The organism is Candidatus Nitrosacidococcus tergens, from assembly GCF_902810445.1.
GTDB classification, from domain to species: domain Bacteria; phylum Pseudomonadota; class Gammaproteobacteria; order Nitrosococcales; family Nitrosococcaceae; genus Nitrosacidococcus; species Nitrosacidococcus tergens.
Genome location: NZ_LR778175.1, coordinates 1,483,613 through 1,503,530 on the forward strand (window position 1 = coordinate 1,483,613; position 19,918 = coordinate 1,503,530).

23 protein-coding genes are annotated in these 19,918 nt (G+C 38.8%); 5 read left to right on the forward strand and 18 right to left on the reverse strand.

Translation table 11 applies throughout. The annotated features are described in order from the left end of the window. Positions 1-4: 4 nt before the first annotated feature. From bioC to bioB, 4 genes are read right to left on the reverse strand one after another with little or no spacing between them, the layout of a single operon-like run. On the reverse strand, positions 5-904 hold the full coding sequence (gene bioC, locus NSCAC_RS07090; protein WP_232085913.1) for a malonyl-ACP O-methyltransferase BioC: 900 nt from the start codon (positions 902-904) through the stop codon (positions 5-7). Positions 905-922: 18 nt separating this feature from the next. After that, complete coding sequence (locus NSCAC_RS07095) at positions 923-1,699, reverse strand: alpha/beta fold hydrolase (protein WP_197744122.1); 777 nt, start codon at positions 1,697-1,699, stop codon at positions 923-925. Further along, positions 1,696-2,856, reverse strand: a complete 1,161-nt coding sequence (bioF, locus tag NSCAC_RS07100) for an 8-amino-7-oxononanoate synthase (protein WP_197744123.1) — start codon at positions 2,854-2,856, stop codon at positions 1,696-1,698. The genes NSCAC_RS07095 and bioF overlap by 4 nt, the downstream gene beginning before the upstream one ends. 8 nt (positions 2,857-2,864) lie before the next feature. Continuing rightward, a complete protein-coding gene (gene bioB, locus NSCAC_RS07105) occupies positions 2,865-3,899 on the reverse strand; it encodes a biotin synthase BioB (RefSeq protein WP_197744124.1) in 1,035 nt (344 codons plus the stop codon). Between the two features lie 29 nt (positions 3,900-3,928). On the opposite strand from bioB, the gene NSCAC_RS07110 reads away from it, so the two are divergent. Beyond that, the gene (locus NSCAC_RS07110; protein WP_197744125.1) at positions 3,929-4,648 is read left to right on the forward strand and encodes a ComF family protein; all 720 of its coding nucleotides are present in this window, start codon (positions 3,929-3,931) and stop codon (positions 4,646-4,648) included. Here the strand turns inward: NSCAC_RS07110 and NSCAC_RS07115 are convergent. The 9 genes from NSCAC_RS07115 to NSCAC_RS07155 all read right to left on the reverse strand — a co-directional run bounded on the left by NSCAC_RS07115 (position 4,641) and on the right by NSCAC_RS07155 (position 13,627). Next, positions 4,641-5,489 (reverse strand): thermonuclease family protein, encoded by an 849-nt coding sequence (locus tag NSCAC_RS07115; RefSeq protein ID WP_232085914.1) that lies wholly within the window; start codon positions 5,487-5,489, stop codon positions 4,641-4,643. The two genes, NSCAC_RS07110 and NSCAC_RS07115, sit on opposite strands and share 8 nt — an antisense overlap. 5 nt (positions 5,490-5,494) lie before the next feature. Further along, positions 5,495-6,352 (reverse strand): 4-hydroxybenzoate octaprenyltransferase, encoded by an 858-nt coding sequence (gene ubiA / locus NSCAC_RS07120; RefSeq protein WP_197744126.1) that lies wholly within the window; start codon positions 6,350-6,352, stop codon positions 5,495-5,497. Positions 6,353-6,380: 28 nt separating this feature from the next. After that, on the reverse strand, positions 6,381-8,516 hold the full coding sequence (recG, locus tag NSCAC_RS07125) for an ATP-dependent DNA helicase RecG (protein ID WP_197744127.1): 2,136 nt from the start codon (positions 8,514-8,516) through the stop codon (positions 6,381-6,383). Beyond that, on the reverse strand, positions 8,494-8,877 hold the full coding sequence (locus NSCAC_RS07130; protein WP_197744128.1) for a RidA family protein: 384 nt from the start codon (positions 8,875-8,877) through the stop codon (positions 8,494-8,496). Before NSCAC_RS07130 ends, recG begins: the two co-directional genes overlap by 23 nt. Positions 8,878-8,889: 12 nt before the next feature. Beyond that, complete coding sequence (locus NSCAC_RS07135) at positions 8,890-11,067, reverse strand: RelA/SpoT family protein (protein WP_456298420.1); 2,178 nt, start codon at positions 11,065-11,067, stop codon at positions 8,890-8,892. Between the two features lie 8 nt (positions 11,068-11,075). Next, the gene (gene rpoZ, locus NSCAC_RS07140; RefSeq protein WP_197744129.1) at positions 11,076-11,342 is read right to left on the reverse strand and encodes a DNA-directed RNA polymerase subunit omega; all 267 of its coding nucleotides are present in this window, start codon (positions 11,340-11,342) and stop codon (positions 11,076-11,078) included. An 88-nt stretch (positions 11,343-11,430) separates the two neighbouring features. Beyond that, complete coding sequence (gmk, locus tag NSCAC_RS07145; protein ID WP_197744130.1) at positions 11,431-12,045, reverse strand: guanylate kinase; 615 nt, start codon at positions 12,043-12,045, stop codon at positions 11,431-11,433. Positions 12,046-12,052: 7 nt separating this feature from the next. Further along, positions 12,053-12,916 carry a YicC/YloC family endoribonuclease gene (locus tag NSCAC_RS07150; protein ID WP_232085915.1) on the reverse strand — a complete coding sequence of 288 codons (864 nt, stop codon included), beginning with the start codon at positions 12,914-12,916 and terminating at the stop codon, positions 12,053-12,055. Between the two features lie 30 nt (positions 12,917-12,946). Next, a complete protein-coding gene (locus NSCAC_RS07155; RefSeq protein ID WP_232085916.1) occupies positions 12,947-13,627 on the reverse strand; it encodes a TPR end-of-group domain-containing protein in 681 nt (226 codons plus the stop codon). A 173-nt stretch (positions 13,628-13,800) separates the two neighbouring features. On the opposite strand from NSCAC_RS07155, the gene NSCAC_RS07160 reads away from it, so the two are divergent. From NSCAC_RS07160 to NSCAC_RS07175, 4 genes are read left to right on the forward strand one after another with little or no spacing between them, the layout of a single operon-like run. Then, on the forward strand, positions 13,801-15,141 hold the full coding sequence (locus NSCAC_RS07160) for an efflux RND transporter periplasmic adaptor subunit (protein ID WP_197744131.1): 1,341 nt from the start codon (positions 13,801-13,803) through the stop codon (positions 15,139-15,141). A 2-nt stretch (positions 15,142-15,143) separates the two neighbouring features. Then, on the forward strand, positions 15,144-15,845 hold the full coding sequence (locus NSCAC_RS07165; RefSeq protein ID WP_197744132.1) for an ABC transporter ATP-binding protein: 702 nt from the start codon (positions 15,144-15,146) through the stop codon (positions 15,843-15,845). A 3-nt stretch (positions 15,846-15,848) separates the two neighbouring features. Next, on the forward strand, positions 15,849-17,054 hold the full coding sequence (locus NSCAC_RS07170; RefSeq protein WP_197744133.1) for an ABC transporter permease: 1,206 nt from the start codon (positions 15,849-15,851) through the stop codon (positions 17,052-17,054). 55 nt (positions 17,055-17,109) lie between these two features. Next, on the forward strand, positions 17,110-17,571 hold the full coding sequence (locus NSCAC_RS07175) for a hypothetical protein (protein WP_197744134.1): 462 nt from the start codon (positions 17,110-17,112) through the stop codon (positions 17,569-17,571). Here NSCAC_RS07175 and NSCAC_RS07180 read toward each other — a convergent pair whose 3' ends face one another. The 5 genes from NSCAC_RS07180 to NSCAC_RS07200 all read right to left on the reverse strand — a co-directional run bounded on the left by NSCAC_RS07180 (position 17,572) and on the right by NSCAC_RS07200 (position 19,825). Next, positions 17,572-17,982: a YqaA family protein gene (locus NSCAC_RS07180; RefSeq protein ID WP_197744135.1), complete on the reverse strand. Its 411-nt coding sequence runs from the start codon at positions 17,980-17,982 to the stop codon at positions 17,572-17,574. It abuts the gene before it with no gap. 43 nt (positions 17,983-18,025) lie between these two features. Beyond that, positions 18,026-18,487, reverse strand: a complete 462-nt coding sequence (locus NSCAC_RS07185; protein WP_197744136.1) for a pilin — start codon at positions 18,485-18,487, stop codon at positions 18,026-18,028. A 50-nt stretch (positions 18,488-18,537) separates the two neighbouring features. Beyond that, positions 18,538-19,026, reverse strand: a complete 489-nt coding sequence (locus tag NSCAC_RS08905; RefSeq protein ID WP_269474121.1) for a pilin — start codon at positions 19,024-19,026, stop codon at positions 18,538-18,540. A 5-nt stretch (positions 19,027-19,031) separates the two neighbouring features. After that, complete coding sequence (locus tag NSCAC_RS07195) at positions 19,032-19,196, reverse strand: type IV pilin protein (protein WP_197744137.1); 165 nt, start codon at positions 19,194-19,196, stop codon at positions 19,032-19,034. Between the two features lie 149 nt (positions 19,197-19,345). Next, positions 19,346-19,825 (reverse strand): pilin, encoded by a 480-nt coding sequence (locus tag NSCAC_RS07200; protein ID WP_197744138.1) that lies wholly within the window; start codon positions 19,823-19,825, stop codon positions 19,346-19,348. Positions 19,826-19,918 lie beyond the last annotated feature (93 nt).

The following is a 19,918-nucleotide window of genomic DNA, read 5'->3' on the forward strand; positions in this document are numbered from 1 at the left end:
AAAGTTAAAATAATGTTTTAGGAGTAGTTCTAGGAATTCGTTTAAATCCAGTTAAATCTCTACGCCAAGCATGGCCGAAAATCACCTCAAAGCTGGCAGGTAATCCCTCTGGATTACGAAAGGATTCATAGTATTGAATCATTTTTTGTTGCCGATTTTTCCCCATGAGGCCTTTATTTCTACCGGATCCTACTATGTGAGCACCTAAATTTTTCAAATCCTTCATGAGTTTATAAACATCTGGATAATTTAGGATATATCGCTCCACATCCATCACTGGATTCACAAAATCTCTATAAACCAGTTTATCCCCAATATCGTGCATATCCATAAAGGTATTGACATGCTGATCTTCATCTACAGTGACCCAAGATTCTCGAAGCTCTTTTAAGGTATCAGGACCTAAGGTAGTAAATACTAACAACCCCTTTGGCTTTAAAATACGTTTAAATTCTTCAAAAACAGAATCTAGTTGCCAGTTCCACTGAAGAGCTAAATTTGAAAAAATTACATCTACACTCTCTGGAGCAAGAGGTAGGTTTTCTAAATCGCCACAAACACAGTACACAGCACCTAATGTAGAGGAAGATTTTAATCTTCCTAAAATCTTAGAAAATACCTGAGGGAGTGTATTTTTAAATCGCTTTTTTGCTTGTTGCACCATATTAAATGCGAAATCTAAAGCAATAATATGGGATTGTTGATAGCGATGATGTAGCACTTCTGCTTGTAGACCTGTGCCTGCGCCTAAATCTACAATTAATTTAGGATTTAGTTTTTCTAAATCCAAGCGCTCTATTAATTGCTCTCCTACCATTTTTTGTAAGACAGCAGTTGCATCATAATGAGCAGCCGCTTGGTTGAAAGCTTTTACTACTTTTTTCTTATCAATGGTATAGTCCAAAATGTACTCTATTTATAATTAAGGATGATTGAGTATTAATTGTAGGGTATGCCAAAACTCCTTAGAGTGACTAAGAAACAGAATATGTCCTGCATTATCAAGCAAATAAAGTTGACTTAATGGAATTTGAACCTGTATCCAGTTCCCTAACTCAGAAGGAACCAAACGATCTTCTTTTCCTAGAATAAAAGAAAGAGAGCATTTAATTTTAATCATCTCCTCTCTCAAATCCTCTTCTTTAAGAATATTTAGCATTACCCCTAAGCTATCACCACGAGAGTAATTTACTTTAGTTTCTGCAATAAGTTCTTTAGTTAAATGAGCAATTCCCTTAAGTCCTTGATTTTGTAACAACGAAAATCGTTTTAAAGTGTCTTCTGGATTTTTTTGCAGCCTAGCAGAAAAACTATCAAATATTTTCGGGTTGGTTCCATAGGGCCAATCATCAGTAGTAGTGAATTTAGGGGTAGTCGCTACTAAGATAAGTTTATTAACAATAGCTAATTGGTGAATAGCAATATATAACCCTATTAATCCACCTAAGGACCAGCCAAGCCAGATAGCAGGAAATGGGACAACTGCTGCAACCATAGCAGAAATTTCAGCTAAAGATTTTTCCTCAGTGAGTGGCTGGCTATGACCATGGCCTGGTAGATCGATTAAAGTCACTCTAAAATCTAAAGATAATTGATGGACTAAAGATCTCCAAATACCACTATAGAATCCCCAACCATGAAGTAATACTATATCTGGTCCTGACCCTAACTGGGTAATATGGAGGTTATGGTGACTCATATAATACGAGCAAGGCTATCCAATAACTGATTTACTTGCTCTTCTGTATGATTGGCAGTTAAAGTAATCCGAAGACGTGCAGTTCCTTGAGGTACCGTGGGTGGTCGAATTGGAGTAATAAAAATACCTTGTTTAAGCAGTGACTGGCTTATTTGAAGAGCTTTTTCAGAACTTCCAACTAAAAGAGGTTGAATAGGAGTCATTGAATCCATCAGTTTAAGCCCTAATTGAGTAGCCCCTTTGCGAAAGTGTTGAATAAGAAAAATTAATCTCTCTCGGCGCCAAGATTCAGATTGGGTAAGTTGTAGACTAGCCAAGGTAGCAGTAGCTACTGCAGACGGTGGTGCTGTGGTATAGATGTAGGTGCGGGCTTGTTGAATTAAAGTTTCAATCAATGCCTCTTCTCCTGCTACAAAAGCACCAAAAGTACCTAAGGCTTTCCCAAGAGTACCAATTAAAATTGGCACTTGAGCCTCATTTAATTTTAAATATTCTAAAGTACCTCTTCCTTGGTCTCCTAACACCCCTAATCCATGGGCATCATCTACCATTAACCAAGCATCATGTTGTTCTACCACAGTACTTAGTGCTGCTAAAGGAGCAATATCTCCATCCATGCTAAATACCCCATCAGTAACCACTAACTTACGTTGATAAATGCGAGACTCTAAAATTTTCTTAAGAGCAGAGTCATCCCCATGAAGGTAGCGTTTAAACTCTGCACCACTAAATCGACCCCCATCAATTAAGGAGGCATGGTTTAAACGGTCTTCAATCACTAAATCTTGTCGTCCTAATAAGGCATTTATGACTCCAATATTTGCCATATAGCCTGTAGAAAACAATAATGCTCGAGGACGGTTAACAAATTTTGCTAATGCTTCCTCCAAATCATGGTGCGCTTGGGTGTGACCAGTAACAAGATGAGCAGCACCACTACCTACCCCATACTGATTTGCCCCTTGAATAAAAGCAGTGCGTACTGTAGGGTGATTAGCAAGGCCTAAATAATCATTACTACAAAATCCTAAAAGTTTCTTATTATCTACTTGGATAAAAGGGCCTTGAGGGCCTTGAGTAATTTTCCGGTATCGATAAAGAGATTGGGCTTTACGTTGCTCAAGATCGGCTTTAAGGGCGACATTTAAGGAAGTCACAATTAATGTTAAGAAGATATGGAAGCGATGCTTTGGCAAGTAGAACTAGAAGTTTTTTCAAAGTTTTCAGTAGCTGAAAAAGCTAACCCTAATCGCTTTAACAGTTGTTGATCCCGATTCATTTCTGGGTTAGGAGTAGTGAGTAACTTATCTCCACAAAAAAGAGAATTAGCACCTGCAAAAAAACATAGGGCTTGTAGTTCATCGCTCATAGTTTCTCTACCGGCAGACAGCCGTACAAAGGATTGAGGCATTAAAATACGAGCACAGGCTATGGTACGGACAAATTCAAAAGGATCAAGAGATGGTGCGTCAGCTAAAGGTGTTCCTGTAACTTTAACCAACTGATTAATCGGGACACTTTCTGGATGTTGGGGTAAATTAGCTAAATTTGCCAGCAATCCCACTCGGTGCACTCGATCTTCACCCATCCCCACAATACCACCGCAACAGACATAAATCCCCGCTGCTCTAACTTGTGCTAGGGTATCTAGCCGATCTTGGTAAGTACGAGTGGTAATAATTTCCTCATAAAATTCTGGCGAAGTATCTAAATTATGATTGTAATAGTCTAATCCGGCTGCTTTAAGTTGTTCTGCTTGCCCCGGTGCCAACATACCTAAAGTAACACAGGTTTCTAAACCAAGAGATTTTACCTCTTTTATCATGTCTATAATTTTCTCGAGACTTCGCTCCTTTGGGCTACGCCAAGCAGCTCCCATACAAAATCGGTTTGCACCTTGAGCTCTAGCTTGAGTCGCTGCCTCAACAACTTGATTTAGAGATAACAAAGGCTCAGATTCTACTGAAGTTTGGTGGTGTATACTTTGGGGACAATAGGCACAATCTTCTGGGCATCCCCCTGTTTTGATACTCAATAAGGTACTCGCCTGAATCTGATTAGGATCGAAATGCTGACGATGAATAGTGTGTGCTTGATAAAGCAAATCCATGAATGGGATCTCAAATAAATTGAGTATTTCAGCTATAGTCCAATCATGACGTAACTGAGATTGTATTGTGCTAGGCGAGGAGAAATCCATATTCTTATTTTTAAAAAAAAGATTAACTTGTGTTTATTCAGAATGTTTCACTTATTCTAACAGCATTAAAACAAAGTCTATATCCTCCCGCTTGTATCTTGTGTGGTGCGGCTGGAGATTTAGGGTTAGATCTTTGTATTCCATGTCGATCGGAGCTTCCTTTGTTAGGCACCGTTTGTTCCCGATGCAGTAATCCACTTACTGAAAATACTCCTATACTTTGTGGTACTTGCCAACAAGATCCTCCGCTTCAAAAAAGCACCTTATGCCCTTATCGCTATGATCAACCTATAGACTATTTAATCCAACAATTAAAATTTCACCATAAATTATACTTAGCTCCCCTATTTGGGGAGCTGATGGTTCAGTTTTTAAAAACTCGTTTAAACACAATGCCTGAGTGTATTATTCCAGTTCCTTTATATCCCAAACGATTAAGAGATCGGGGATTTAATCAAGCCCTAGAAATTGCTCGCCCTATTGCACGTGCATTTAACATTCCTATTGATTATCAATCTGTGAAGCGAGTTCGAGATACCCCACCACAATTAGGGTTATTACAAGTGGATCGAAAAATTAATTTACATAACGCTTTTTTAGTTAAAAAAAATATTCAAGTAAAACATGTAGCTATTGTGGATGATGTGTTTACTACAGGCACTACTGTAGGGGAATTGGCTAAAGTGTTATACCAAAGTGGTGTAGAAAGAGTAGAAGTTTGGGTTTGTGCTCGTACCCTACTTAAATAATTTTAAGGCTACTTGGATGGTTAACTAAAATAGAGTAGTGATTTTGGCGACGATTTACCCAACCTCGTACTTCTATTTTTTTTTCAAGATAATTTTCAAGAGGATCAAAATAAGAAAGTTGTTTTTGAGGGATGCGTATATCAATATTTTTATTAAATACTAAATAGCTATATTTTTGTGTTTGCTTAATTTTTGCTGGAGTACCCCAATAACGTTGCCAACCTTTTTCATATTTTTCTGCTGCTAGCTTAGTAATCGGCTGTGGAGTGTAGGCAGCCATATTCCAAATTCCTAACTTGGTAGCCTCGGCTTTATTTTGAGCTTGGGTAAGTTGACTACTATATTTAAAGTTAGGAGGAATTAAACTAACGATTGCTAAACCCTCTTCTACTAAGCGTAAATTAATATGAGTACCGTCTAAGGTAAATATATGGGCTAAAAGCCGCTGATAATGATCCCGTTTTTCCTTATCAAATTCTAATGTTATTTTTTTTCCTTCAAGCTGGAATTTAAGCCAATCTCTTGCTTCGTCCCCACCAGGCTCTGCAGAGCGAAAACGGCTTTCTATTTCAGGGGTATTAATCCCTAATAAACGTACCTTTTCTCCTCCTTTAAGACGAATAGTATCTCCATCATGGACGCTTTCTACTTCATATTCGTGATGACTTGGGTTATCTACCTTAACCTGAATTTCCTTAGCATCTGGGTGAGGACGATCACTATAATGAGTTACTCCTTCAGCATCCGTCCACTCATATATGGCAGCCTCTACAGAAAATAGACTAAGTAAAAGAATCCATAACAGCCAGCTATTTTTTAATTTAGGAATAAATATCTTCACCCTAATTAAGTAATTAAATAATGGATGGCTATACTAATAGAAATAACCATACCAAAGTAATTATTATTTAGAAAAGCTTGAAAGCACTTATTCGGTTCTCGGTTTCTAATTAGATACTGCTGATAAATAGCAAAACAACTTGCAATGAATAATCCAGTGAAATAAAAATACCTTAATTGGGATTGCAACCCTATCCAGATTAATAGTAAAACTAATACAATTTGTAATACTCCAGTGATCAATCGATCATTGGAACCAAAGAAAATTGCTGTTGATTTTACCCCAATTCGTAAATCGTCCTCCCGATCCACCATAGCATAAAAAGTGTCATATACAGTGGTCCAGATAATAGCTGCTAGAAATAGCAACCAAGCTACAAGTGGTATGGTATTTGTCTGTGCCGCAAAAGCCATGAGTATTCCCCAGCTAAAGGCAGCACCTAAATAGATTTGAGGTAAAGGAGTGTAGCGTTTCATAAAAGGATAAGTTGCTGCTAAAAATGCCCCGATAAAAGAGAGTTGAATAGTAAAGGTATTTAACAATAATACTAAGCTAAATGCGGTTAAGCTAAGCCCAATAAACAGTAGAATCGCTTCCTTAGATGAGGCAGCACCTGTGGCTAAAGGTCTGTTTTGAGTGCGTTGTACATGGGGATCAAAGTCCCGATCAGCAAAATCATTAATCACACATCCTGCAGAGCGCATTAAAACAGTACCAATTAAAAATACCATGAGTATTTTTAAATTAGGTTGCCCTTCACTTGCAATCCACAATGCCCATAAAGTGGGCCATAAGAGTAAATAGATTCCAATAGGTTTATCTAACCGCATTAATTTGGCATAGACTATTAGCTGATTCATCATATTCATTTAGTTATTATTTGAAACAATACTATACATCCTTATAGCGACTTCCTTCTCCTAGCCATCGATAGATAATTTTAGGAATATAATGAGGATATTGGGCTATCAGTTTATCTGCTACTTGATCTACTTTTGCTAACAAATCTTGATCACGGAGCAAATTAGCAACTCGATAAGAAATTAATCCAGTTTGGCGGGTACCTAATAATATCCCGGGACCTCGAAGCTCGAGATCAAGGCGAGCAATTTCAAAACCATCTTGGGTAGTACGTAAGCAATCCAAACGAGCTCTACCTAATTTAGATAAAGGACCATGATATAGTAGAATACAATAACTACGCTCGGTACTACGCCCAACTCGTCCTCGTAGCTGATGTAACTGAGATAGGCCTAGCCGTTCTGCATTTTCTATCACCATGAGACTAGCATTTGGTACATCTACCCCCACTTCAATTACTGTAGTGGCTACCAATAACTTTATATTTCCTACCCTGAAATCTGTCATCACCGATTCTTTTTCTTGAGGCTTTAGTCGACCATGTACTAATCCAATGTTCAATTCTGGTAATAGCTGGTTAAGATCTGAGGCTACTTTTTCTGCAGCTTGAGCTTGGAGGGTTTCTGATTCCTCTACCAAAGTACACACCCAGTATACTTGTTTCCCCTCCCTACATGCTTCTCGTATCTTTATGATAACTTCATTTCGGCGAAAATCAGGGATAGCTACTGTCATAATGGGAGAGCGCCCTGGAGGTAATTGATCAATAATTGACGTATTAAAATCTCCATAGGTAGCCATGGCTAAAGTACGAGGAATAGGAGTTGCTGTCATAATCAACTGATGAGGGCAATAATTATTACCTTGTCCTTTTTCTAGCAGGGCAAGCCGTTGTGTTACCCCAAAACGGTGCTGCTCATCTATGACGACTAGCCCTAGATTATGAAATATAACTTCTTCTTGAAATAGTACATGAGTGCCAATAATTAAATGAATATCCCCTTGCTTTAACTCCATCAAGCACTGTCTCCGCGCTTTAATATTTCCTTTTGTAGGAAGACGCTCGACCTTAATTCCAAGGGGAGAAACCCAGTGTTGAAATACCGCTAGATGTTGCTCTGCTAATAATTCGGTAGGCACCATCAATGCAGCTTGATAACCTGTCTCTACCGCTTGTAATACCCCAAAAGCTGCTACAATGGTTTTCCCTGATCCCACGTCTCCTTGAAGGAGCCTTTGCATAGGGGTATTTTTTGCAATATCTCCTAAAATTTCTTCAGTTACTCGTTGCTGTGCTTGAGTTAAGGCAAAGGGGAAGATAGTCAAAAACTGCTTAATCAGCTTTCTGCTTGCTTGCAATACAGGTGCTTGCAACTGATAAGAATGAAGTTTTAATTGTTTTAAAGCAAGACGGTGTGCAAGCAGCTCATCAAAAGCCAATCGTTGTTGCGTTGGATGCTTCCCTTCAGTAAGAAGGGCTATAGAAGCATCAGGAGGTGGTTGATGAAGATAGGAAATCGCTTGATGAAGACTAGGTAAATGGATGAACTTAAGAAGTTCGGTAGATAAATTCTCCTCTATTTCTTTAGTGTTTAACTCATTGATAATTCTTTGTATTAAATATCTCAAAGTAGTTTGACTTAACCCATTTGTTGTAGGATAAATAGGAGTAAGATGAGATTCGATTGAACCATCCTTATCTCTCAATACCATCCATTCTGGATGAATAAGCTCTAAGCTTTTAGCCCCTTGGCGAATTTCCCCAAAACAACGTATATGAGCATTAAGAATAAGTAGCTTTTTTTGCCAATAACTAAAATGAAAAAATCGAAGAGAAATACTTCCAGTGTTATCAGTTAAGCAGCAAAATAGTGAAGATTGACGACCTGGGTAAATATAACTAGAGGTGAGTTTTCCTTGAATAAGTGCTTCTGTACCTATCTGTAAATTACCGATAGGTGTAATTCTAGTTTTATCTTGATAGCGTTGGGGAAGGTGAAAAAGCAAATCTTGGACTCTATAAAGTCCTAATTTTGCTAGTTGCTTAATTGTACTCGGCTTAATTTCTTCTAGATCAGAAATTAAAGTTTGTAAGAATCTATTCTCTTTATTTTTACAATTAAGGTAAGAGGTATATTTTTTATTAGCTAAGGTAGATAATGGCATCCATTTCTACCGAGGCTCCTCTGGGAAGTGTTGAAACACCAAGTACTGCTCGTGCTGGATAAGGAGAACTAAAATAATTTGCCATAATTTCGCTTACTAAAGAAAAATTGGCTAAATCGGTTAGATATACGTTTAGTTTAACCACTTGATCTAGATGACTACCTGCAGCTTCTGCTACCGCTTTAAGGTTATTAAATACCTGCCGAATCTGAGTTTCCATATCTCCCTCGACTAAAGTCATAGTTTCAGGAACTAGAGGTATCTGACCCGAAAGATAAATAGTATCTCCTACTCTAACCGCCTGCGAATAAGTACCAATTGCGGTAGGTGCATTTTTTGTTTGGATGATTTGGCGAGTCATAATACTCCTTCTCTAGTGTTTTGTTCGTATGATACGGACTACCATTTCTAATCTTCGCACACGTCGCATTACTTGAGCAAGCTGATGGCGATTTTGAACCTCAATAGTAAATAAAATACTACAAATAAGCCCGTTTCGATCCTGAATAGTCACATTATCAATATTAGCAGGAATAGCTGCTGCAACAGTAGCAAGTACACCTCGGCGGTTTTCTACATCTACTCTAATTTCAACAGAGAACTCAGTTTGAATATCTGTCGCCCACTGTACATCAGTCCAGCGTTCGTGCTGACCACGAAAACCAGCTAGATTTTTACACCGCTCTGCATGAATAACAATCCCTCGACCTGCAGTAATAAACCCAAGAATAGAATCACCTGGAATAGGATGACAACACTTAGCAAAGGTGACGACCATTCCTTCTGTACCTTTTATTTGTAAAGGCTGGTGGGAATAATCTTTGTTACCCTCTTTATTAAACTCTTCCATCTTATCCGGAAGTAACCGACGGGCAACAAGCAAAGCAGGATGATTACCTAGCCCAACAGATTCTAAAAGCTGTTGGATATTTGCTAGACCAAATTCCTTAAGCAGGTGACTAATCTGCTCTGTTGAAATATTTTCTAAAGAAAGGGAATAACTATGTAAATAACGGTTAAGTAGGCGCTCTCCAAGTTTGATAGATTCTTCTTGTCTTAAATTTTTTAGATAATGACGAATGTTAGTTCTTGCTTTTCCAGTGACTACAAAATTGAGCCAAAAAGGACTAGGTTGGGCAGTAGGTGCAGTAATTACTTGTACACTTTGACCATTTCTTAATGGAGTAGAGAGAGGAACTAAATTTCGATCAATTTTTGCTGCAATGCAATGGTTACCTACATCTGTATGGACACTATAAGCAAAATCTATAACGGTGGCTCCTTGAGGAAGAATCATAATTTCACCCTTAGGGGTAAATATATAAACTTCATCAGGAAATAAATCAATCTTAATATTTTCAAGAAATTCTAAAGAATCCCCAGTATTTTGCTGTATTTCTAATAAACCCTTAAGCCATTCCCTTGCCCTTTGTTGGGTTCCTACACTTTTATTTCCATGTTCTCCAGCCTCCTTATATAACCAATGGGCAGCAATTCCAATTTCTGCAATTTGCTTCATTTCTTGAGTGCGAATTTGTATCTCAATAGGTATACCATGAGGACCAAATAAAACAGTATGTAGTGCTTGATAGCCATTTACTTTAGGAATAGCAATATAGTCTTTAAATTTGCCAGTAACAGGCTTATATAAATTATGCACTGCACCTAATACTCGATAACAGGAGTCTAAAGAATGTACGGTAATACGAAATCCGTATAAATCCATAACCTCTGATAAGGGACAATGCTTTTGCAGCATTTTAAGGTAGAGGCTATAGAGCGTTTTTTCTCGACCTTCAACATTTCCCTCTAACGCTTCTTGGGATAACCGATGTATGATCGCATTTTGAATAGTTGAAATTATTTCTCTATGACTACCCCGGTTTCGTTTTACTGCCGCCTCTAATACTTGATATCGTAAAGGGTAAAGTGCTCTAAATCCTAAATCTTGAAGCTCTCTGCGAATATTATGAATACCAAGTCGATTAGCAATGGGGGCGTAAATTTCCAAAGTTTCTTTGGCAATACGATGCCGTCTTTCTCTAGAAAGAGGTTCTAAGGTACGCATATTATGAAGCCGATCGGCAAGTTTCAGCAGAATGACTCGAATATCCCGAGTAACTGCAAGAAGCATTTTTCGTATGTTATCCGCCTGAGCATGTTCTCGGGAAATAGTGTTAATTTGTGCTAATTTGCTTACACCATCTACTAATTCTGCCACTTCTTCACCAAAATAGTGGGCTAGATCTTGTTTAGAAGACTCCGTATCTTCTAAAACATCATGTAGTAAGGCAGCCATAATACACTGATGATCCGTGTGCATTTCTGCCATAATATTAGCAACAGCTAAAGGATGGATAATATAAGGTTCACCAGAACAACGCTTCTGTTCACTATGAGCCGCTGCAGCGAAATAATAAGCTTCTTTAATTAGATTTAAAGAATCAGAATCTAGATAATTTCCTGCAGTGGTGCATAATTGACTAAGCCCAGCAGGAATAGGCTTAGAATTGTAGCCAGTTACTACTACGGATGGGTTACTTGTATTTATTTGTGTGCTCAGAATTCCCCCTGAACATGCTCCTCTCTTTCATAAGAACTCTCAAATAGACTAGGTAGTGAGTGCGAGTCCTCATTGAGGATATCTGTATTTATATGACCTTCAGCAATCTCTCGTAAAGCAACTACAGTGGGTTTATCATTATCCAATGGAATAATAGATTCTGCTCCATTTGCTAATTGTCGTGCCCGTTTTACAGCAACTAAAATTAACATAAAACGATTATCAACATGCTTAATACAATCTTCAACAGTTAAACGTGCCATATAATAAATAGTGTTTATGGTTTAATAGTGAACTTCCTTACATCATTATAGAATGATTTTTCTTATAACCTAAATGGTAAAGTAAAATTTATCTTAATAGGTCAATAAGTAGCATTTTTAATTGTTCCTCCTGTGCTGCAGATTGAAGTCTTTGGCTGATTACTACAGATTTAAATTCTTCTAATGCAAGATCGAATTGATCGTTGACAATTAAATAATCAAACTCTTTATAGTGAGAAAGCTCTGAGTAAGCGGATTCCATTCGTTGGTTAATCACTGCCTCTGAATCCTGTCCTCTTCCATGTAATCTTTCATTAAGCTTCTCTTTTGAAGGGGGAAGGATAAAAATGCCAATCGTATCTGGGAATTTAGATCGTACTTGCCGTGCCCCTTGCCAGTCTATTTCAAGTAGCACATCTTTCCCTTGGGCTAATTGGTCATGAATATTTTTATAGGCTGTACCGTAGTTGTGGCTAAATACTTGAGCATGCTCTAGAAAATCTCCCTTATGTACCATCTGCTGAAAAGTAGGCTCACTTACAAAGTGATAATCTACCCCATCTTGTTCACCAAGGCGTGGTGGACGAGTGGTATGAGAAATAGAAAGGCAAAGGTTATGTACAGCAGAAGAGATAAGCCCTTTTACTAAGCTGGTTTTTCCTGCACCCGATGGTGCAGAAATAACAAATAATTTCCCTAACATCTACAATTTACTCAATATTTTGAATTTGCTCTCGCATCTGTTCGATCAATACTTTTAAATCTACTGCATGCTGACTTGTTTCAGTATCTGCCGCTTTTGCCGCTAAGGTATTTGCTTCCCTATTTAACTCCTGCATTAAAAAATCTAAGCGCCGTCCTACAGGTTTTCTCTGATCAAGAGTCTGCTTAATCTCAACTAAATGGGATTTGAGTCGATCGAGTTCTTCGGTAATATCAGATTTTTGAGCAAAAAGTACAATTTCCTGCTCCAACCGACCCTGATCCAAACTACTTAAAATAGTCTCTAATTTATTTTGTAGACGCTCTTTAAATAAGCGGACTACTTCGGGAATACGAGCATATATTTGCGCTACAATAGTTTCAATCTCCTCACAGCGTTGAAGAATAAATACTTGTAGCCTCTTTCCTTCGCTTGCTCGGGCTATCAAAATTTCATCAAGTACTTTTTCTAATCCAGCTAAGGCTTCTGATTTAAGAGCTTCCGTATCAATAGTAGGAGATTTTAATACCCCTGGCCAACGTAAAATCTCTAAACTATTAATGGGCGCAGAATTATATAGCAGAGTATTTACTTGGGCACTTAGCTCAACTAGAGTTTTGGTTAAAGGTTGATCTAAAGAAAACTGACTTTGTTCCGTATTAAACAAAGTATAGCGAAAAACACAATCTACTTTTCCTCGATTTAGTACTTGGGAAATCTGAGTCCGAATCTGAGTTTCAATCGTACGTAGCTCTTCTGGTAATCGAAGGCTGATTTCTAAATACCGGTGATTAACTGATCTAATCTCCCAAGCAAAAGTACCTAAAGTACCTTGGGTTTCTTGACGAGCAAAAGCAGTCATACTGTACATAGGGATATCCTCAAAGTGGCTAAGTTTAAACTAGCTACGGTTTAATAATCGTCGCCACCAAGATTTTTTGACTGGCTCCTGTGCTTTATTTTGTGCTTCTATTTCAGCACATTGTTTCAGAAATGCTTCAAACCAAGATTCTTTACGGACACTATCTAAATCCCGATCCATTCTTAAGTGAACCACAGGAGGAAGCATATTAATTTGCCTTGCTTTTTCTAAATATTTTTTGCAATTAAGTCCTTCATTGCGCAAGCTATAAATACAGGCTAAATTATAAGTACCAATATCAGGCACCATGGCTTCGGCAGTGTTGATTTTTTCTTGTGCTTCACGTAGCAGAGTCGCTGCATTTTTCTCCGAACTTTCTTTAGCCTGACCAATAAGTGCAGCGGCCCAATCGTTTATAATTTTAGCATTCTCTGGATCAAATTTAAGGGCAGTTTCAAACTTATTGCTTGCTGCTTTACATAGATTCTTTGCGGTTTTTCCGTTTTTATATTGAGAAGCTTGCTCATAGAGTACCGATCCCCAATAATGAAAGAATTTTGGATTTTCTGGATCTAGTAATGCTGCAGAAGATAAACGACGGTACACCACTTCAAATAGAGCATCTACTCTATTATAATCTGCTTTTCTAACCCGATCTCCCTGATATCTTCCCAAATGAAATAAAGCCTTAGCTAGCCACTTTTTAAACCTCTTTATCATACTCCGTCCCTTTAGCCATATAAATAATTGCTATTTTAACGAATAATCCTAAACTCTGCCTTACTTCTAAGTGATCAAAGAAAAGAGTTAAAATACTCCTCAAAAGCGAGCTTATTTCTAATATAAACCCTGTTATTTATCTATAAAAAGCCTACTTTCATCTACCCTATACTATGGAATCTATTTCTTCACTTAGTACTGTAAAAATTAATGATACTAAATCTCATTCTTATCTTGAAAATTCCACAGATATAGATCAATTACTGGCACAAGAGGTACAGCTAGAAAAACAAAAATGTAAGAAACTATGGCTAAGTTCAATACTTCTATTCAGTATAGGAATTGGCTGGATGGTGTATAAAACTTACCACCCTAATACCCCACTTTCTTTTCAAACTTTACCTATCCAAGCAGGTAATTTAACCATTGTAGTTACTGCTACCGGTACCTTACAGCCAGTCAATCAGGTGGATGTAGGTAGTGAGCTTTCTGGGATTGTGGATTCAGTCTCAGTTGATTACAACGATCAAGTCACTAAAGGGCAAGTACTCGCACAAGTGAACATTGATCGGTTAAAAACCCAAGAAATGCAAGCAATAGCCTCTTTAAATGCAGCAAAAGCAAGTTTAAAAGAAGCTCAAGCCACTGTACTAGAAACCAAGCTTAGATTTCAACGCTGTGGTCAGCTTGCAAAACGCCAACTTTGCTCCCAAGAAGAATTAGATACAGATCAAGCTGCTTACGCCCGAGCACAAGCCGCAGAAATGAGTGCAAAGGCACAGGTGGCCATGGCAGAAGCTACTCTAAGCACAGAGCAAACGGATATTGAAAAAAGCACCATTCGGGCACCTATTGATGGAATCGTACTGACTCGATCGGTAGAGCCAGGGCAAACAGTCGCTGCTTCCTTTGAAACCCCTGTACTCTTTACTTTAGCAGAAAATCTTAGTCAAATGATGCTCTATGTCAATGTGGATGAAGCAGATATTGGTCAAGTGCAAGTAGGACAAAAAGCCCATTTTACCGTAGATGCTTATCCAGATCGGCAATTTCTTGCTCAAATTACCCAAGTCCGCTACGGAGCTTTAGAAGTAGACGGGGTAATTACCTACGAAACCTTACTTAAGGTAGAAAATCAAGATTTAGCTCTCCGTCCGGGGATGACTGCCACTGCTGACATTATTGTTAATGAAATTAATCATGCCCTACTGATTCCAAATAAAGCCTTACGATTTGTACCGATAGAGAAAGATAAAACAACTCAACCTACCCCAAAAAGAGGATTAGTTGGGATGCTGTTCCCGGGACCTCGCCCTGGTCCACCTAAAAAGTATTCAGATCAAACTAAGCGTAATAAAAAATCTCAACAAATTTGGATACTAAAAGAGGGGCAGCCTACCCCTGTTTCGGTAGTTTTAGGGGAAAGCGATGGAATTCATACCCAGATTTTAAAAGGGGATTTCACTGCTGGGATGGAAGTCATTTTAGATACGGTAAGAAAAAGTCAATCCTAAGAATGGAAAACTTACCCATTATTGCTTTACAAAACATAAAAAAAATTTATGGTACGGGCAGTGCCGCTATGAAAGCCCTAAAGGGAATTAATGTACAAATTGATTCAGGGGATTTTATTGCCGTCATGGGCCATAGTGGTTCAGGTAAATCCACCTGCCTTAATATTTTAGGCTGCTTGGATACGCCCACATCAGGAAATTATCTTTTTAAAGGGGTCAATGTGGCTAACCTATCCCGTAATCAACGAGCATGGATTAGACGACACTATTTAGGATTTGTGTTTCAAGGATTTAATTTACTCAATCGAACTTCTGCTTTGGAAAATGTGGAGCTACCACTTATATATCGAGGCTTTTCTGCCACCCAGCGACATCACCAAGGTAAAGCAGCCTTGGCAACCGTTGGTTTATCTGGTTGGGAGAGTCATACTCCGGGGGCACTCTCTGGAGGACAGCAACAACGAGTAGCCATTGCCAGAGCTATTGTTACCCAACCTCAAGTATTATTTGCCGATGAACCGACTGGAAATTTAGATACGGCACGAAGCCATGAAATTATGGGGTTACTCACAGAATTAAACCGAACCCGAGGGATTACTATTGTCATGGTCACCCATGAGGAAGAAACTGCTGCCTATGCCAAACGGATTATCCATTTTATTGATGGGCAAATCGCCCAAGATGAACGAAAAAATAGAGTCTAAACCATGTGGTTAAATGCACTATTATTGGCTTGGCGAGAAATTCGCCGTAACTTGATGCGATCTTTTCTGACTATTTTAGGAATTATTATTGGGGTGGCTTCGGTGATTACTATGGTAACCCTAGGTAACGGTGCTACTTTAAAGATTACGAATCAAATTGCCAGTCTAGGAAGTAACTTATTAATTCTACGCCCAGGGCAACGTCGTCATGCGAGCAACGCTACCACTGCTCCTGCCTTTACCCTTCGAGATCAAGAAGCCTTAAATCGAGAGATGGATTCTATCCGTGCTATTAGTGGATCTGCCTCTGATGCAGTAATTGCTATTTATAGTAATCATAACTGGGCAACCACCATTAATGGAGTAGATGAAAATTATTTCACCGTGCGAAACTGGCATCTTGTATCTGGGCGTAATTTTTTAGAAAGCGAATTTCACGGCGGTAAAGGAGTTTGTATTTTAGGAGCAACCGTACAGGACCAACTCTTTGACGACCAAGATTCTTTAGGAAAATATATTCGACTTAAAAAACTCTCTTGCCAAGTCATCGGTATATTAGAAGCTAAGGGACAAACCATGATGGGCATGGATCAAGATGACACCATTTTAATTCCCTTACGTACCTTTCAGCGACGAATTATTGGCAATCAAGATATAGGAATCATTCAAATTTCCTTACAAAATGGGGTTTCAGAGCAAAAAGCAAAAGAAGAAATTACCCAGATTATGCGCAAACGTCGTCATATTTCCCCCTCGGATCGGGAAGATTTTTCTGTGCTAGATATGAAAGAAATTACCCAAATGCTCACTGGCACTACCCAAATCATGACTACCCTTTTAGGGGCAGTGGCTGCGGTGAGTTTACTGGTAGGTGGGATTGGGATTATGAATATCATGCTGGTATCGGTGACAGAACGAACCCGAGAAATTGGGATTAGACTTGCGATTGGGGCTTTAGAACGGGAAGTATTACTCCAATTTTTAGTAGAAGCGGTGGTTCTTTCTTCTTTGGGGGGATTAATCGGAGTAGGATTAGCTTTAATTACTTCCCTGGGGTTAAGCACCCTGCTACAAATTCCCTTTATTTTAAAGCCCGGAATTATGTCGATAGCTTTTTTATTTTCCAGTGGAGTAGGTATTGTGTTTGGTTATTTTCCTGCCCGAAAAGCGGCTATGCTCGATCCGATGGAAGCCCTTCGCCATGAATAAAATCTTGCTATACTGATGGGTATATTATGGTTTTTAACTTAAAACATAAACACCCATGAACAAAGCTAAAAAATACCTACTCATTTATCTCCCCCTCCTTGTATTATTCGGGTATGAGTTTAAATCCATCATTATCGATCGGGGCAAAATCATTCTACCTGATGGCAGTAAAGTCCTTCCTGCCGAACTAAAAACAGAAAAAGTCCTCAATTCCATTGCGGCAGAAATGAACAAAATGTTGCCCCGAGTGGTAGATCAGGATACCAAGCTTACTTTGGTAGAAGCTAAAGAAGGGGAGTTAATTTATGATTACGATAAAATTAACAAAAATGCTGATGAATTTAATGCCAATGAATTTATTGCCATGATGAAACCCAAAGCTATTGATTTAGCCTGCCATAGTTATGACATGGAAGCCTATTTAAGCCATGGGATTAATGTGCATTATATATTTTATGGCAAAGATCATAAATTGATTGGGGGCGTAATTGTCAACCAATTAGATTGTAGTTACTAATTAAGCAAGGGCTTGCCAGAGAAAAACATAACGAATCCCCTTCCCGAGTGCCATAAAGAAAAACGCCGGCCAAGGGTTAATTTTTAACCAGCCGGCCACCAAACATAAAGGATCTCCAATAATCGGCAGCCAAGCTCCCAGCAAAGCTACCGATCCATAGCGTTGAATCCAAGCAACCGCTTTTTGATGAGTCGCTTGAGCAACTTGCCCTTGGGGGATTTTTTGCTCAAGCCACCTGCCCATCAGAAACGTCACAATGCCTCCTAAGGTGTTTCCCAAGGTGGCTACTCCAATTAACAGATGGGGTAGATAACTGTGATGCAGGACTAACCAAGCAAAGACCCCTTCCGATCCACCGGGGAGTAAGGTAGCACCTAAAAAACCACTCAAGAATAATCCCCACAGAGTCATGGTTGAGGTAAATGAGCGGACAAAAATAGTTCCTTATTATTAATTATTGTGAAGGATTACTAGAGGTAGTACATCCTCTAGGCATGTATTTTACTTCTCCTACAAACGCACAAGTCCAATTATTGTTTTGCATTTTATACAGGGTAAGTGTCTGATCTGTGAGAGCGGAGACAGCATGATTACCAAACTGGGCAGTAATGGAACTAGCTGTGCTATTGACGTTAATCAATGGTGTTCCCGCACCCTCAGAAACTTGACCATTCGCACTAATATTAGCCAGCAAATCCGAGCTACTCGCCGGATTTTCGCAAGCATCGCCCATTTGATTTCGGGCGAGGCACTCTTCAACTACCATTTTTAATCCACTGAGTTGGCTAAAAATGAGCGTCACTTGAGTCCTAATCATATAATCTTGATATTGAGGTAGTGCCACAGCTATGAGTACCCCAACTATTCCTACGCCTATCATGATTTCAAGTAGGCTAAATCCTAAACTAGCCTTCATATATATTTAGGTAAGATAAATTTTTATGTAACTTTTGTAAAATTTTATATTTATTCCATTGCCGCTACTGGACAGCTAATAGGGGCATATTTGACATTTCCACTAAAAGTGCAGGTCCAGCGGCCATTGCTATTTCGATCTAAACTGACCAAGCTGCTATTGAGTACATTGGTGGCATTGCCTCCTAAAGTAGCGCTAATATTAGCGGTAAAATCTATATTAATCGTAATGGTAGGAGCCCCTTCTCCTGTAGAAAGATCGGCAATGCCATTGCCATTGCCCACCAGAATATTGGATCCTTGAAAAGTATTTTGGCAGGCCGTACCTGCTGCTACGGTAGTATATTGATGTTCAATGCACATCTCCACAATAGGGGTCAGGCTCTTGGCTTCGGTGACTGCCCGAATCACTTCCGTTTGCGCCACATAGGTTTGATATTGGGGAAGGGCAATCCCAGTGAGAATCCCCACAATAGCAATGCCTATCATAATTTCCATTAAGGAAAAACCTGTATTATTTTTTATTTGGATGGCTATCATTATAATTAATCTAGGTAATCATCATCGATAGGGATCGTTTGTAGATTTTTTACTCTATCTATATAAGTTTGAAATTGAGGGATGGCAATTCCAGTGAGAATCCCCACAATAGCAACTACAGTCATTAACTCAATTAAGGAGAAACCTGATTTATTTTTTTGGATAGTCATGATAGGGAAAAATAGATAGTTAAATATTTAATCCTATTAGGATCCTAAAAAATACTCACCCCAACTTATATCAGTAAGGGTGAGTGGAGTGATGGTTTTCAAAAGTAAATATTAAGATGTTATAGCAAAAGATAGAGAATTAAGTTTAACTACGGCGAAGTGCTACCACTAGGAGCACAGCTCGCAGGGGTATATTGAGCAGTGATTTCTGTGCCATCAGGTGCACAAGTCCAAGTACCAGTACCACTTCGAGTAAGGGTAATAGTACCTCCTGTGATGGCAGTTGATGCATGGTTACCCAGTGTTGCGGTAATGGTTACATCTGGTGCAGTTCCATCTATTTGAGGAGCCCCTAGACCGCCACTAAACAGTGGAGGAGTGCTTTGAGAGCTACCCGTTAGGATATCTGAGCCTGTAGCAGTAGAATTTTGAGCACATGTTGTCATATCAGATATTCCATTATTGATGCAATCTTCCACTACCATTTTTAACGCGCTGGCTTCGGAAATAGCACGAGTCACTTGTGCTTTGGCAATATAAGTTTGATATTGAGGAATAGCGACTGCTGAAAGTACTCCGACAATGGCGACGGTGATCATCAGTTCAATTAAAGAAAAACCTTTGTTCATTATTTTTTTCTCCCTAAAAAAAATAGGCAATGAATGTTGTGTTGATAATTTAGGTCACTTTGTATGTTAAGTTACCTAGAAAATGAAAGGTAT

Bases quoted from the DNA above. Each gene is read 5' to 3' on its own strand.
- NSCAC_RS07095 (WP_197744122.1), bottom strand. From the start codon at position 1,699: ATGAGTCACCATAACCTCCATATTACCCAGTTAGGGTCAGGACCAGAT.
- rpoZ (WP_197744129.1), bottom strand. From the start codon at position 11,342: ATGGCACGTTTAACTGTTGAAGATTGTATTAAGCATGTTGATAATCGT.
- NSCAC_RS07130 (WP_197744128.1), bottom strand. From the start codon at position 8,877: ATGACTCGCCAAATCATCCAAACAAAAAATGCACCTACCGCAATTGGT.
- recG (WP_197744127.1), bottom strand. From the start codon at position 8,516: ATGCCATTATCTACCTTAGCTAATAAAAAATATACCTCTTACCTTAAT.
- NSCAC_RS07185 (WP_197744136.1), bottom strand. From the start codon at position 18,487: ATGAAGGCTAGTTTAGGATTTAGCCTACTTGAAATCATGATAGGCGTA.
- NSCAC_RS07170 (WP_197744133.1), top strand. From the start codon at position 15,849: ATGTGGTTAAATGCACTATTATTGGCTTGGCGAGAAATTCGCCGTAAC.
- gmk (WP_197744130.1), bottom strand. From the start codon at position 12,045: ATGTTAGGGAAATTATTTGTTATTTCTGCACCATCGGGTGCAGGAAAA.
- NSCAC_RS08905 (WP_269474121.1), bottom strand. From the start codon at position 19,026: ATGATAGCCATCCAAATAAAAAATAATACAGGTTTTTCCTTAATGGAA.
- bioB (WP_197744124.1), bottom strand. From the start codon at position 3,899: ATGGATTTCTCCTCGCCTAGCACAATACAATCTCAGTTACGTCATGAT.
- NSCAC_RS07180 (WP_197744135.1), bottom strand. From the start codon at position 17,982: ATGACTCTGTGGGGATTATTCTTGAGTGGTTTTTTAGGTGCTACCTTA.
- NSCAC_RS07175 (WP_197744134.1), top strand. From the start codon at position 17,110: ATGAACAAAGCTAAAAAATACCTACTCATTTATCTCCCCCTCCTTGTA.
- NSCAC_RS07150 (WP_232085915.1), bottom strand. From the start codon at position 12,916: ATGTACAGTATGACTGCTTTTGCTCGTCAAGAAACCCAAGGTACTTTA.
- NSCAC_RS07200 (WP_197744138.1), bottom strand. From the start codon at position 19,825: ATGAACAAAGGTTTTTCTTTAATTGAACTGATGATCACCGTCGCCATT.
- NSCAC_RS07155 (WP_232085916.1), bottom strand. From the start codon at position 13,627: ATGATAAAGAGGTTTAAAAAGTGGCTAGCTAAGGCTTTATTTCATTTG.
- NSCAC_RS07160 (WP_197744131.1), top strand. From the start codon at position 13,801: ATGGAATCTATTTCTTCACTTAGTACTGTAAAAATTAATGATACTAAA.
- NSCAC_RS07195 (WP_197744137.1), bottom strand. From the start codon at position 19,196: ATGACTATCCAAAAAAATAAATCAGGTTTCTCCTTAATTGAGTTAATG.
- NSCAC_RS07165 (WP_197744132.1), top strand. From the start codon at position 15,144: ATGGAAAACTTACCCATTATTGCTTTACAAAACATAAAAAAAATTTAT.
- ubiA (WP_197744126.1), bottom strand. From the start codon at position 6,352: ATGATGAATCAGCTAATAGTCTATGCCAAATTAATGCGGTTAGATAAA.